Source organism: Candidatus Binataceae bacterium, from assembly GCA_035650475.1.
Classification (GTDB): Bacteria; Desulfobacterota; Binatia; order Binatales; family Binataceae; genus JAKAVN01.
Map to the genome: position 1 here is coordinate 626,847 of DASRHP010000009.1, position 13,643 is coordinate 640,489.

General features: G+C 66.6%; 11 protein-coding genes. 1 reads left to right on the forward strand and 10 read right to left on the reverse strand.

The window, feature by feature from the left end:
* Positions 1-24: 24 nt before the first annotated feature.
* The 5 genes from VFB33_09195 to VFB33_09215 form a co-directional block, all read right to left on the reverse strand.
* On the reverse strand, positions 25-2,316 hold the full coding sequence (locus VFB33_09195; protein HZO81859.1) for a N,N-dimethylformamidase beta subunit family domain-containing protein: 2,292 nt from the start codon (positions 2,314-2,316) through the stop codon (positions 25-27).
* A 57-nt stretch (positions 2,317-2,373) separates the two neighbouring features.
* Positions 2,374-2,742 (reverse strand): hypothetical protein, encoded by a 369-nt coding sequence (locus tag VFB33_09200; GenBank protein ID HZO81860.1) that lies wholly within the window; start codon positions 2,740-2,742, stop codon positions 2,374-2,376.
* 147 nt (positions 2,743-2,889) lie between these two features.
* Positions 2,890-3,738: an MBL fold metallo-hydrolase gene (locus tag VFB33_09205; protein HZO81861.1), complete on the reverse strand. Its 849-nt coding sequence runs from the start codon at positions 3,736-3,738 to the stop codon at positions 2,890-2,892.
* A 195-nt stretch (positions 3,739-3,933) separates the two neighbouring features.
* Positions 3,934-5,316: a replicative DNA helicase gene (dnaB, locus tag VFB33_09210; GenBank protein HZO81862.1), complete on the reverse strand. Its 1,383-nt coding sequence runs from the start codon at positions 5,314-5,316 to the stop codon at positions 3,934-3,936.
* Positions 5,317-5,488: 172 nt separating this feature from the next.
* Complete coding sequence (locus VFB33_09215; protein HZO81863.1) at positions 5,489-6,310, reverse strand: rhomboid family intramembrane serine protease; 822 nt, start codon at positions 6,308-6,310, stop codon at positions 5,489-5,491.
* A gap of 57 nt (positions 6,311-6,367) precedes the next feature.
* Between VFB33_09215 and VFB33_09220 the strand changes: the two genes are divergently transcribed.
* On the forward strand, positions 6,368-7,090 hold the full coding sequence (locus tag VFB33_09220) for a dienelactone hydrolase family protein (protein HZO81864.1): 723 nt from the start codon (positions 6,368-6,370) through the stop codon (positions 7,088-7,090).
* Positions 7,091-7,195: 105 nt separating this feature from the next.
* Here the strand turns inward: VFB33_09220 and VFB33_09225 are convergent, their stop codons facing one another.
* From VFB33_09225 to VFB33_09245, 5 genes are all read right to left on the reverse strand, one after another.
* Positions 7,196-7,900 carry a nitroreductase family protein gene (locus VFB33_09225; GenBank protein HZO81865.1) on the reverse strand — a complete coding sequence of 235 codons (705 nt, stop codon included), beginning with the start codon at positions 7,898-7,900 and terminating at the stop codon, positions 7,196-7,198.
* 84 nt (positions 7,901-7,984) lie between these two features.
* Positions 7,985-8,635 carry a response regulator transcription factor gene (locus VFB33_09230; GenBank protein HZO81866.1) on the reverse strand — a complete coding sequence of 217 codons (651 nt, stop codon included), beginning with the start codon at positions 8,633-8,635 and terminating at the stop codon, positions 7,985-7,987.
* Positions 8,636-8,640: 5 nt separating this feature from the next.
* Positions 8,641-10,371 carry an ATP-binding protein gene (locus VFB33_09235; GenBank protein HZO81867.1) on the reverse strand — a complete coding sequence of 577 codons (1,731 nt, stop codon included), beginning with the start codon at positions 10,369-10,371 and terminating at the stop codon, positions 8,641-8,643.
* Between the two features lie 37 nt (positions 10,372-10,408).
* A complete protein-coding gene (locus VFB33_09240) occupies positions 10,409-13,189 on the reverse strand; it encodes a UPF0182 family protein (GenBank protein HZO81868.1) in 2,781 nt (926 codons plus the stop codon).
* 51 nt (positions 13,190-13,240) lie between these two features.
* Entirely contained in the window at positions 13,241-13,555 is a 315-nt protein-coding gene (locus VFB33_09245) for a hypothetical protein (protein HZO81869.1), read from the reverse strand.
* Positions 13,556-13,643 lie beyond the last annotated feature (88 nt).

A 13,643-nucleotide genomic window follows, 5' to 3' on the forward strand; every position in this document is an offset into this window, starting at 1 on the left:
ATTGAAGGGAGCATCTGTAAACGGTCACGACGTAGCCGGCAGCGGCTCGGCACTCAGGAAGCGCTCGAGGACGTTAGCCGTTATGCGCGAGACGTTGTTGTCGTAGTTGTTGTGCGAAAGGCTGCCGCACCACGCGATCGAGCTGGCGGAGAAGACCGCGCCGCCGCCGGCGGTGGTGTAGTACACGATATCGCCGCGCACGCCCGGGTCCTGGGTGCCGCCCGCGCCCGGGTACATGAAGTAGATTTCCTCGACCACCCGTTGGTAGCTGTCGCTGTGGCCCTCGGAGCATGCAACCAGCATCGCATTGGGCGGTGTGCCGAGCGACAGATCGTAGCGGTCGAGTTCATGGCCCGCCGCGCCGCCGCCGACCAGGCCGAAGTCGCCGATAAGCTCGTCCTCGCCGACGCCGGCGAAGATGAAACTCGCGCGCGGGTCGCGGCTGTCGGGCATCCGGCGGAAGTACGACGAGCGGTCGAATCCCTGCGCGGCGAAGCCGACCCCGACCAGCTTCTGCGGCGCGCGTCCGCGATTGCGCCATACGCCTCCGCGCTCGCCGGTGGTGCTATGGAAATACTCGCCGGGTTGCGCCTGCCATGCCCGCGAGCCGCCCTCGGCCTTGCGCACCTCGATCAAATGGGGCTTGTCGGGATGGAACGAGGTCACCCAGTAAAAGCCGTTGCCGCCGAGGTACATCAGGCGCCCGCCCGAGCCAAGGAACGCTTCCATCGCGTCGAGCATCGCGGACGAGTAGTACTCGGGATGCGTACCGGTGAGCGCGACGCGGTAGTTTCTGAGCAATGCGGCGCCTTCGCGATGCAGGTCTTCGTCGGTGGCGACGTCGTAGCGGATACCCCTGGCGTTGAGCCACCCGATGAGATCGAGGTCAGCGGCGAAGCCCCACAGCGAGCCGGTCTCGTGCCGGTAGTTGGGGCGCATGTTGGGAATCGGGCGCAGCCGTGACGAGTAGCACACGCCGCTGCCGTCGGAGTGATGGTCGTAGGTTGAAAGCCCCAGCTCGGGATGCGCGCAAAGGTAGAGGTCCTCCTGCTGGAGGACCGTGGTGTGGCCCATGATTGCGTCGCCTACACCCACGTCTACGCCGAGATGCTCATTAGCGTAAGCCATGTAGCTCGCCGTCGGCGCGAGAAAGAGCACCTGGGCGGTGGGACGACCGCTCGCCGGACGCACAAAGAACGGGATGTAGTCCACTGCATTACCGGCGCGCACCCGCGCGGCGTAAACGTCGGAACGCATCGTGTCGGGCACTATCAACTCGAAGCTGGGCTCCCATCCCGCGTCCTCGAGGTCGTCGTCGTGAAAATGAATCGCCCCGTACTCGGCCGGGGCATGGATGAAGTGCTCCTCGCGGCCGCTGAAGTTGTGCCCGGTCACCGCGCGCGCCGGCGCGTTGACGCATCGTCCATGCAGATCGTTGCCCGAGGCGTCGGTGACACGGTCGCTCGGGATGCCGATGGGACCGATGCCGTCGGCGAAATCCCATCGCGCGATAAGCCCCCGGCTGTCCGGCTCGCGTCCTGCCGCGAGTCCCGCCAGTTCGTCCGCGCTCAGCGCATGGCCGTAAACGCGCGGGCGATCGATCTTGCCGTTATAATGGCCGCCGACGAGGGTCGCGCCCGCAGTAGACGTTCCTTCGGCCCAACCGGCGATTACCGCCGCCGATTGCGAGTGGAAATCGACGCGCTCGACATCGACTTCACGCACGACCGGCGCCGCCAGCGCGGCCACCGGCCCGACCCGCGAGTTGTACGAGTTGACCACCGGTGCCAGATGCACGATCGCGCGCCCGGTGGCTCCGTCGTAACTTGCGCCCGCCGAGTACCATATCCCCGCCATCAACGGCGTCGTCGCCGCGACTTGTACGAGACGGCCGGCGCCGTCGCCCAGCCACAGAGCCAACCGTCCTTGCCCATCGATCAGCAGCGCCCATCCCATCCGCCGCTCCGGGTCGCATCGCGTGACGACTCCCTGCACGCCCTTCGCGGGCGTGGTCGGCATGATGAAGGTGTGCACGGTGATTGAATTCCCTACGTTGAGCAGGCCGCCCGGATCGTCGATGAGCACGTGCGAGCCGGCGCGGATCGGCTGCGTGCGTCCGGGGTGGTCGCCGCTGACTGCGGTCTCGACGACTTCCTCCTTGAAGCCTGGACCCGCGGGATTGGCGTCGCCATGGATGAGGCGCACGATGTCGGCACGGTAGCGCGCCGCGCCCTCGACGCTGACCATGAAGCGGATGCGCTCGCCGGGCGCGACGCTTATCCGATCGCTGTATCCGTGGATGGAAGTTTCGGCCATGACTGTAGGTCTCCGTCAGAATCGAGCGGGCGGCCGCGCTGAGCGCAGGCGCGCCGCCTAGTCGCGCATCAGCTCTTCGATCCGCACCAGGAACGCTGCGTGCATCGCCTTGGCTTCGGAGTTGTACGTGCGCTCGTCGATGAACACGGGCACCTGGCCGCGGGCGCCGGGCAGGCGTGCCACGCGCCACTGTTTGAACGGCTTGGTGCAGACGACCACGCATTTGCCCCAAGGCGCGCGGCGGCGGATGTAGTTGAGCACGCGGTTGAGAGCGTCGCTGTGATGGCCCAGCGGGTCGCGCCTGTGCTCGGTGATGATTTTCTTCGTGATCAGGGGGCGGAGCGCCGCGCGCATCCGCTTGTCCCACATCGCAAGCGCAATCTGCTCGCGGTCAGGGGGCGGGGCGGCGGCGGTTTCGTCGGCCATCGCAGGTGCACTCCTTTCTGGTTGCGATACAAACTCCAGCGACGCCAATAGCGAAAATGCGGGGATAAGTCACACCCCGGGGCAGGCCGCAGGCGCCTCGCCTGGGTCAACCGGAAGAAGGGCGGGCTGCGACGCTCGCCCTCTGAATCAAACTGCGAACCGCCACGTGTCGCCGTCGCGCACGATGCGTCCGGCGGTGGGCGTGGCGAAATGCGTTCCCAGCACGAGAATTGGCTTGTCGCCGTAGCGCGCGAGAAACTCGCGCCGGGTTTTGATCGCCTGCTCGTAGTCGGAGTCGAAAAAGCTGCCCCATTCCGGATGCGCCATCTGCACCGGATGATGCATCAGGTCGCCGGTGATCACGGCCTCCTGGCCGCGCGAACTGATGCGCACGCTGTGATGGCCGGGCGTGTGGCCGGGAGTCGGCTCCAGCCGCACTTCGTCGGTGATCCGATGGTCGCTTTCGACCAGCTCGGTGAGGCCGGCGTCGAACACCGGCCTCACCGAGTCGTCGAGGATGTCGCGAGTGTCGGCGGCCTCGACGGTGGACCAATGCTCCCATTCCTTGCGTCCGATGAGGTAGCGGGCGCGTGCAAACGTCGGCACCCATTTGCCGTTAACCAGCATCGTGTTCCATCCGACGTGATCGACATGCAAGTGCGTGCACAGGACGCGGTCGATCGAGTCGCGCGGAAAGCCGGCCCTCTCGAGATCGGCGAGGAAGGGCAGCTGAAGCATGTTCCATCCAGGGAACGGGCGGCGCTTGTCGTTGCCGATGCAGGTATCGACGATGATGCGAAGACCCTGCGACTCGACCACCAGCGCATGCACGCTCATGATCACCTTGCCGTCCTCGGCGGCGAAATGCGGGCGCAGCCAGGGGACGGTGCGGATATTCTCGGGCGTGCCGTCCTTGAGCACGAAGGTGGCCTTGGAGGTGGTCTCCATCTCGACGACGCGGGTGATCGTGACGTCGCCAATCTTCCAGCGGTTCATGCGCGCCCTCCGAAAATGCTGGTCGCAAATTAACTCGCCGCGCCCGCGCTATGCAATTGCGCGGCAGCGCCGTGCGGAAGGCTTCGTCGGCGAAACCACGCCGAGCAGCTCGGCGCGAGATCCTTTACTTCGCAGGCTCCGTTCGCGATGACACGAGGAGGAGGGTCGGATGAGGCATGAATCCCATCGGACCCGTCAGTTCTCCTCGGCGCCGTACACGCTGTCTTCGGGGGCGTAGTTCTCGAAGCGGGTGAACTGGCTGATGTAGGTCAGCTTGGCGGTGTCGGTGGGGCCATTGCGCTGCTTGGCGACGATCACCTCGGCGACCCCGGGCTCCTTGGAATCGCGATGGTACATCTCGTCGCGGTAGATGAAGGCGATTACGTCGGCGTCCTGCTCGATCGCCCCTGACTCGCGAAGGTCGGCGAGCAGTGGACGGCGGTCGGGGCGTGTTTCGACCTGGCGGTTGAGCTGCGAGAGCGCGATCACCGGAACGTTGAGTTCCTTGGCCAGCGCCTTGAGCGAGCGCGAGATCTCGGCGATCTCCTTCTCGCGCGACTCGCCCGGTCGCGCCGAGCGCATCAGTTGCAGGTAATCGACGATGATAAGGCCGAGGTTGGCACTTGAGTCGCGCGCCAGGCGCCGGCACTTGGCTTTGAGCACGATCGGAGTGGTGTCGGAGCTGTCGTCGATGAAGATCGGCGCTTCGGCGAGCCGTCCCGCGGCCTGGGCGAGCTTGGGAAAGTCGCGCTGGTCGAGATAGCCGGCGCGCGCCTTGGAGCTGTCCACCCGCGCCTCGGAGCACAGCAGCCGCAGCACGAGCTGCTCCTTGGACATTTCGAGCGAGAAGAAGGCCACCCCGCGGCGCGGCTGCGCTTCAGTGGCGGCGTAGGCCGCGATATTGAGCGCGAGCGCCGTCTTGCCCATCGACGGCCGCGCGGCAATCACGATGAGGTCGGAAGGCTGGAGGCCGGCGGTGATACGGTCGAGGTCGGTGAAGCCGGTTGGCACGCCGGTCACCATCTCGCGCTGCTCGTAGAGCCGCTCGATGATCTTGAGCGACTCGCGGGTCAGCTCGTGCATCGTGTGGAACGAGGCGCGGATGCGGCGCTCGGAGATCTCGAAGATGCGGTGTTCGGCCTCGTCGAGGAATTCGTCGACGCGGGCGGGCGCGTCGTAGGCGGCCGAGGCGATCTCGGTCGCGGTTGAGGCGAGCGCGCGCAGCACCGCCTTCTCGCGCACGATGCGCGCGTAGTGCGCGATATTGGCGGCGGTCGGGACGCAGGCGGCGAGCTCGGCGATATAGGCCGGACCGCCGATGGCTTCGAGCCGGCCGCGCGTGCGCAGCGCGTCGGTCATGGTGATGGCGTCGACCGGCTGGCTGCGGTCGGTAAGCTCGACCATCACGCGAAAGATCTCGCGATGCGATTCGCGGTAGAAGTCGTCGGCGCTCAGGATCTCGAGCGCCTGGTTGATCGACTCGTTATCGAGCAGGACGGCGCCGAGCACCGACTGCTCGGCTTCGAGATTTTGCGGGGGAACGCGTCTGAGAATGTCGTCCGTCGATGCCGCCGCCACAACCGCCTCTCCACTCAACAACGCTCAAGTATCGGCGAAGCAGCGAGCGCGGACAAGCAGGGTAACAGATTGTCACCTCAGATCTTTAGACAGTGTTAACAGGTCAAGCATGCGATCGCGCACGCCGCTTGACTCGACCTGTGAACAAGCGCGGGCGCGGACCGCAGCCGCCCTACTGACCTCGTCCGATTCGCCGGCGCGGCGGCTCGCGCACTACCAGCGGCCCGGCGGCGACGCCGAACAGGAAACCGCCAACGTGCGCCCACCAAGCCACGCCGCCCACCAGGATACCCGCCGCGCCGCTTACGATTCCCCAGTAGAGCTGCACTGCGAACCAGAAGATCAGGTAAACCACCGCCGGGAGTTCAAAGAGGAAAAACGGCGGGAAGAGCGCCAGGATGCGCCCGCGCGGGTAGAGCACGAAGTAGGCGCCAAGTACCCCCGCGATCGCGCCGCTGGCGCCGATTACCGGCACCCGCGACGCGGGCGCCATCGCGACCGTCGCCGCTCCCGACGCGAGCCCGCTGGCCAGGTAGAACCACAGGTAGCGCATCGCGCCGCTACGCTCCTCGACCGCGGGGCCGAAGATGAAGAGATAAAGCATGTTGCCGACGAGGTGACTGATGCTGCCGTGGACAAAGAGCGCCGTCACCAGAGTCAGCGGCGGCCAGGGCCGGCGTCCGATCCAAACGCTCGTGCGCAGATGGGCTCCGCTGACCAGCGCTGGCACCATCGCGTAGCGTGCGACGAACGCGCCGACCCGGCTGCCTAACGCGACCTCGTGAATGAAGACGACGGCGTTGACCGCGATGAGCAGCGTGTTGATGGGGCTGAGGCGGTGGCGGGCGACGTTGTCGCGCAGCGGGATCATCGCGATGTCGGCGCGCGCGCTGCGCGGCGGCCCTCGTATATTAGCGATTCCATTGCGCGTCGTCTTGCCGGGGCGTGCGCGCTTGAGCATCCCGACAAGGTGTGCGAGAGATTCGATCGACAAATACGCCGGGAGATACGCCGGGTGATCGCGGCCTCGGCGTGCAAGGAGAGGTATTCGATGGAAATCGTCAAGCAGGAAGTCAGCGTACACAGCGGGAGCGAGCGGATGCCGTGCTTCCTGGCGCGGCCGGCCACGGGCGGCCCCTACCCGGGCGTGGTGGTGGTGATGGAGGCGTTCGGCCTCAACGCCAATATCCGCAGGATTACCGAGCGCCTCGCCGCCGAGGGCTTCATCGCGATCGCGCCCAATCTCTATTTTCGCCAGCCCGACAACGTGGTCGGCTACGACAACCTGCCCGGCGCGCTGCGCCTGATGGGAACGCTGCGCGACGAGCAGGTGGTCGCGGACATGACGGCGGCGATCGACTACCTCAAGGGGCTGAAGGAAGCAAAACCCAGCTTCGGCACGGTCGGCTTCTGCATGGGCGGCCGCGTCGCATTTCTTACCGCCTGCCGCAATTCGGAGGTCAAGGCCGCGGTGCCTTTTTACGGCGGCGGGATGGGGCGGCCGGGTCCCGGCGGCGACAAGTCACCGCTCGACTACGTCGCGGGGCTGCGAGCGCCGGTGCTGGCGTTCTTCGGCGGCAAGGATGCTTTCATCCCGCTTGCCGAAGTGGACAAGTTCCGCGACGCGCTCAAGGCGGCCGGCAAGCCGGCCGACGTCGTCCTATACAACGACGCCGACCACGGCTTCATGTGCGACGAGCGCCCTTCATACCATCCGGCGCACTCCAAGGAGGCGTGGTCGCGGATGGTCGCGTTCTTCAAACAGCACCTGTAGAAGGAGAAGCGGCGCGGTTCGAAACTCAGGCGAGGCGGGTATGGAGGCCCGCCCGGCCCGGGACTGCGTGATTCGTTGCCTGGCGTTCCGTGTTAGACGGCGGCGCTAGCTCGTCTTGACCACCGTAACCGCAACGCCCGGCCACGGAGTGTCGTAGCTATCGAGGCAGGCGACCTGGTTGACCGGCAGACGGCGCACCGGACCGAACTTGCCACGCGGATAGCCGATCGGCATCAGCGCGTACGTGGAGACCTCCGGCGGCAGTCCCACCACAGCTTTGACTTCGTCTTCGAAGAAGGTGTGGATCGTCGTCAGCACGGTGCCGAGGCCGAATGCGCGGCAGGCCAGGATGAGGTTCTGCACGGCGGGGTAGATGCTTGCGCCCTGCGTGCGCGCCGCCCTGGCCATCGCGCTTTGCACCTCGGGGCTGAGCCCGCTGGGCGCGGGGCCGGGCGCCGCTTTGAGGCAGGCGAGCAGCAGCACCGGGGCGTCGCCCATGTGTTCGAACAGGTAGGTCACCGAGCTCATGAAGCGCTGGTATTGCTCTTCGGTGAAGTGCGCGGCGCGAGGGCGCTGCGCGTAGAGCGCGGTCAGGATCTTCGACGCCTTGTTGTAGATCGCGCCGAGCCGGCGGCGCTTCTCAGCGTCCTTGACCACCACGAAGATCCAGCCTTGCGCGTTGCTGCCCGAGGGCGCGCGGATTGCCGCGTCGAGCACACGGGTCATCACGTCGTCAGGCACCGGATCGGGCTTGAAACGCCGGATCGCCCGCGCCGTGTACATCGCCTCGAACAAGTCCATCTCTGCCATCGCTTCGCTCCTGCCCGGTTGGGCATCAGTCTAGTATCACGGCCGCATCGTGAATGACACGCGCGGCCTGCCCGGACGGCCTGCTCAATCGACGCGTATCAGCTTACGCTCGATCGCGTACCGCACGATCGCGGCGGTCGATTTCGCGTTGAGCTTGCGCTTGAGATTGTCGCGATGGACCCGAGCGGTCTTGGGCGCGATGCGCAGGCGGGCGGCGATCTCCTTGGCGGTCAGGCCCTCGCCGATAAGCTTGAGCACCTCGCGCTCGCGCCGCGTGAGCCTGAGGCCGGTGTCCGCCGCATGCTCGGGATTGCGCAGCCGCGCAATCAGCGCCGGCGCGACCGCGCTGCTCAGGTATCGCCCGCCGGTCGCCACCGCCCGTATCGCGCTCAACAGGTCGGTCGCAGAGTCATCCTTAAGCACATATCCCGCCGCGCCCGCCTCGACCATGGCCTCGATTACGTACTGTTCGTCGTCGTAGCCGCTGAGAACGACGACCTTGGGGGCGGGTTTGAGCTTCGCCAGGCGATGCGCCGCGTTGAGTCCGCCAATTCCCGCCATCCGCAGGTCCATCAACACAACTTCGGGCCGAAGACGCGCCGCGAGCTCGAGCGCCTCCTCGCCGCTGGCCGACTCGCCAACTACCTCGAATTCGCGCGCGAGGACCGCGCGCAAAGCCTCGCGGAACAGCCGATGGTCGTCGGCGATGAGGACCCTGATGCGCCCGGCGCTCATCGCGACTAAATCGGGATCTCGGCGACCAACCGCGTCATCCCCTTGCGCGATTCAAGCTTTATCCTGCCGCCGACGTATTCGAGCCGCTCGGCCAGCCCCGCAAGGCCCAACCCGCCACCGCCTTCGTCCGCCGCGCCGGGTTCGATCCCGCGGCCGTCGTCGCCGACGGTCAGGCGCGCGATGCCGTCGGCGCGCTCGATCCGTATTTCGACGCGCGTCGCATGCGCGTGGCGGGCGACGTTGGCAAGCGCCTCGCGCGCCACCTGGAAGCAGATTTGTTGCGCGCTCGCGGGCAGGCGGTCGGCCACGTTTGCGCCGGCAAGTTGTGTTTCAACTCCCGCCTCGGCAACGCGCGTCAGCTCGGCGCGCAATGCGTCGGCAAGCTTGCGATCGCCCAGCGCGGCGGGGCGCAATTCGCGCAAGCGCGCGCGCAACCCGTTCTGAAGCTGCTCGAAGATGGCGCGCGCCTCGTCGCGTCCGCCCTCCAGTGCGAGGCGCGCTGCCGCCAGAAGCTGGGCCTGGTCGTCGTGCAGGTCACGCGCGATACGCGCGCGCTCGGCATCGGCGGTGGTGAACAGCCGCGCGCCGAGCTCGCGCACGAGCGCGCGCGTCTCCGCCAGACGCTCTTCGGCGACCCATCCCGCGGTCAGTGCGCTCAGCCGCGCGGCCAGCGCCTCGGCTCGCCCGCGTGCGGCCGGTTCAAGCGGCCGGGTGGCGGACAACGCTATCGCGCCGCCCTCGAACGGAACGCAAAGGTAGGCGGCGAAGCCATCAAACACGCGGTCCTCGGCAAAAGCGCCGCGCGCGGCGGCCGGTTTGCCCCTGCTGCGTGCCCTGGCGCGGAGGATTTTGTCGGCGGCGCCGCGTTCCGCCAGCGCGCGCACGATCGTCGCGCGGCGACGGATCGCCTCGCCAAGCGCGCTGCGGGCGTCCGGCTTGAGCGCGGCCGCCAGCTTCGTCGACGAGGTGGCCACAATCCGCGGCGCCGCCGCTCCCTGGTCGGCAACCGCAACTGCCCAGGCGGCGAACGGCCCGCTGGCCGCGAACAGTTTGCCGATCCCGCTCCAGCGCTCGCGCGGTTTGAGCTTCAGCGCCGCGGTGATTGCGCGCTCGGCGCGCGACTGCGCGTCACGTTCGCGGCGCGCGGCGGCACGCTCGGCGGCGAGCTGCTCAGCGGCGGTTGCCGCACGGTCGCGCCAGAACCATAGCGAGGCGGCTTCCTCGCTCAGCGCCAGTTCGGCCAACGCCTGGCGCTCAACGAGTTCGATAAGCGCGTCGCTCTGGGAGGCCGGGACGCCCTGTGGCACGAGCAGAATCACGCTCGCCAGCGCGGTAGGCGAGGACGAGCAGGCCACCCCCAGCGCTTCCATCCGCGTCTGTACGGGGAGCGCCCGCCCGCATCGTAGCGCGACTTCTGCCGCGCTCATCCGAAGCGCGATCGGCTTGGTGATCGCAGGGTTCTTATGCAGCGAGAGGTCCGGAGCGTTACCGTCGGCACCGCCTTGGCGCCACAGCAGCCCCAGGATTGCCCACAGCGCCGGCTCCCAGCGTGAGTCCGCGGGCGCGTACGCGGCGCCGCCGTTGGCCAGCCGCTGCCACGAGATAAGGCAGGCGGCACCGTGGCCAGCCGCGGATGCGGCAAGCCCGGCAAGCGTGTTCATCGCGCTCGCCAGCGGATCGCCCGCCGCCGCGCCGGCCCGGTGTTCGCCCTGACGCACTGCGGATTGATCGCTCACCTGGTTTCCCCCATGCGCCGCCCGGCGGTGCGCCGGGCTATTGCCCGGCCGAATTGCCGGGATGGCTGAGTTCGGCGCCCAGCTTCTGCATCTCGGTGCCGAATTCTGCCCAGTCGCCCGCCTTCAATGCGGCCAATGCGCGGTTGTAGTGCATGCTCGCCGCGCTGAGACTGCCCTTGACGGGCGGAGGCGGCGGCTTGGCTGCCGGTGGCGCACCCATCGCGATTGTCTGCTGTGCGGGCGCGGCCTGCGTGATGGTTGGCAGCGAAGTTTCAGGGGGTGCCTTGAACAGCGCCGCCAAGGTGCCCTGCAGATCGTTGCCCATCACGATTCGGTCGCTGTAGGCCGCGATCACGCGCTGCAGTTCGGGGAGTTGGCCGTTTTGGGCGCGGATGTATAGCGGCTCAACGTAGAGCAAGGCGTTCTCGATCGGAAATACCAGCAGGTTGCCGAGGATGACCTTCGAGCCCATCTGGTTCCACAGCGAGTATTGCTGGGAGATGTCGGGGTTCTGGTTGATGCGGGCCTGGATCTGATACGGCCCGTAGAACAGGCGATCCTTGGAGAAGGCGAATTCGAACAGGTGACCGTAGTCCGCGCCGTCGCAGCGCGCGGCCAGCCACGCGATCATGTTGTCGCGCACGGTGCCGCGGCTCTGCGGCACCATCGGGAGCATCAGGATGTACTCGGCGTGCTTTTCGCCCGGCAGCCGCATCACCACGTAGTACGGCTGCATCGGCACCACCTCGTCGGCGTAGTTCTCGCGTGGGAAGCCCCAGAGGTCCTCACGGTTGTAGAACACGGCCGGGTCCTTCATGTGGTAGGTACGGTAGATATCGGCCTGGATAAGAAAATAATCTTCGGGGTAGCGGATGTGCGCGCGCAGGTCCTCGGGCATCGCCGACAGCGGTTTGAACATCGCAGGAAAGACTTTCTGCCAGGTGCGGATCACCGGGTCGTCGGGGTCGGCGATGTAAAAGTCGGTGGCGCCGGTGTATGCGTCAACCACAACCTTGACCGAGTTGCGGATGTAGTTGATGCTCTCGGGGTTGCGCTGCGAGTAAGGGTAGTGATCGCTCGTGGTATAGCAGTCGAGAATCCACACCAGGTGCCCGTCGTGGATCACGACGTACGGGTCGCGGTCCTCGTTCAGAAACGGCGCCAGGCGGGCGACGCGCTGGCTGATGTTGCGCCGGATCATGATCCGGCTGCCCGGAATGATGTTCTCGGTGACCAGCAGGTTGATGTCGCGGTAGAAGTAGCTGAATAGCAGCCGGCGCCATAGCCCGCTGACCGGCACGCCGCCGCTGCCCTCATAGTAGGCGTACACGTTGTCGGCGCCGAGCGGGTAGTCGAACTCCTTGGTCGCGGCCTTGACGATCGCGTAGTTGTCGGGCTCCTGGCCGAAGTAGATCGCAGGCTGAGTGATTTTGAAGCCGACGTCGGACTCGGCCGGGATGTTCTTGATGTAGAAGACGGGCAGCCCCTCGCTGTCCTTGGCGTTGACCGGGCTCATCGTGAGCCCGGTGCCGTGGGTGAACTTGAGATGGCGGTTGACCCAGGTCTGCGCGTTTTCGGGCAGCAGCCCGACGTTGAGCTCGCGCGGCGAGAGCATCACCTCGGTGTATTTGCCGTTGATCCAATAGCGGTCGATGTCGATGTCGAGGAAATCGTAGTAGAGGCGGATTTCCTGGAGCTGGCGGTAGGTCGCGATGAGCGGGCGCGGATCCCACAGGCGGATATTGTCCACGGTCGGCGCGTCCTCTTCGAGTGAGGCGTGCGTCAGCGTGCCCTTGCCGTTGAACTGGCGGACGTCAACCGTGTCCAGATGATAGGCGCGGCGGGTCATCGCGATGTTGCGTTCGATGTAGGGCGTTTCGACCCGCAGCTCGTCGGGTTTGACGTAGAGCTTTTCGATCACGGGCTGAAGCAGGTTGAGAAAAACCGCCGGCCCGACCAGTACGATCACGGCCACCACCGGCAGCCGCAGCCCCCGCTCGCCGACGTTGTACACGCTGATCGCAGCTGCCACGAACGACAGCCCGACGAGCAGCCACAGCCCCGGCTCCCACAGCACATGATCGACGTAGCGCAGGCCGTACACCACGCCGTTGGTGTGCAGCAGCAGTTCCGGGCGCGCCAGCCAATAGTTCATCGCACGCTGCACGAAAAACAGCGCGAGCAGCACCGACAGATGCGCTGCCGCGGCGGGTGCAATACGCGGCGGGGAGTCGCGGAAGTCCAGCGCGCCGCGCGCCCAGTAGATGGCGCCGGTCACCGCCGCGGTCAGGAGCAGGATGAGCAAGAAGAGGTCGCGCCAATCCTCCAGCAGTGGCAAGGTGAAGACGTAAAAGCCGATGTCGCGGTGGAAGGCCGGGTCGCGCAGATTGAACGGCACTGCGTAAAACCCCTTGAGATAGGTATCCCACGACGCCGCCTCGCCCGAGGCCGCGAACAGCCCGAGCACCGCGGCCGCCGCGACCACCAACAGCCGCCACGGCACCCGATCGCCCAGCGCGCGGATCAGCTCGGGCAGGTTGACCTCCACCATCTCCTCAGAGCGGCGCACGATGTGCAGCCGCTCGCGCTCGTGGCTCAGCCGCACCGCCAGCAGCCCGCTTGTGCAGATCGCCATGAAGGCCACGAACCAAACCGCACCGAATATAGCGGCCTGCGCGCCGAGCTGGGTCAGGAATACCGAGCGATAGCCGAGGGTGCCGAACCACAGGAAATCTACCAGCAGTTCGTCGGCGAGCCCGAGCACAATGAGGATGATGGCTAACGCGGCGAGGCCGAACAGGGTAATCCGCGATCGCATCTACACGTCTCCGGACGGGATGGCTTGCGATGGCATTGTGGGGCTCACCGCTCAGACGCCGCGCGCGACGTCGCTGACATGCTCGCGCACCACGTCGGGCGGGCACAGCCAGATGAAGAGCTTCAGGCAGATGAGGCCGACCACGATCCAGTCAAGCTCGCCGACAATCGGGATGAAATCCAGCTCCAGCAGCGGCGGCGAAATCAGCGCCAGCACACCCAGCGCCGGCACCGCCTTGGCAATGATCGACACCCGCGCATCGGTCATCAGGCGCCAGAAGACGCGCGCGAACTGGGGCAGGAACATGATCAGCCCGCGCATCTGGAGCGGACCGAGCAATTGCATCCTGAGAATTCGGCTGAACACGGTGAACCTTTCATCTTATACCCCACCACTGCCTGCCGCCCAAGCCGCGGCCTTGGGCTCGCCGAAGCACGCAGCTGACCGGCGCTTC

What these genes read in the sequence shown, in the direction of transcription:
- VFB33_09200 (HZO81860.1), bottom strand. Translation starts at nt 2,742, where the DNA reads ATGGCCGACGAAACCGCCGCCGCCCCGCCCCCTGACCGCGAGCAGATT.
- VFB33_09240 (HZO81868.1), bottom strand. Translation starts at nt 13,189, where the DNA reads ATGCGATCGCGGATTACCCTGTTCGGCCTCGCCGCGTTAGCCATCATC.
- VFB33_09230 (HZO81866.1), bottom strand. Translation starts at nt 8,635, where the DNA reads ATGAGCGCCGGGCGCATCAGGGTCCTCATCGCCGACGACCATCGGCTG.
- VFB33_09205 (HZO81861.1), bottom strand. Translation starts at nt 3,738, where the DNA reads ATGAACCGCTGGAAGATTGGCGACGTCACGATCACCCGCGTCGTCGAG.
- VFB33_09195 (HZO81859.1), bottom strand. Translation starts at nt 2,316, where the DNA reads ATGGCCGAAACTTCCATCCACGGATACAGCGATCGGATAAGCGTCGCG.
- VFB33_09220 (HZO81864.1), top strand. Translation starts at nt 6,368, where the DNA reads ATGGAAATCGTCAAGCAGGAAGTCAGCGTACACAGCGGGAGCGAGCGG.
- VFB33_09225 (HZO81865.1), bottom strand. Translation starts at nt 7,900, where the DNA reads ATGGCAGAGATGGACTTGTTCGAGGCGATGTACACGGCGCGGGCGATC.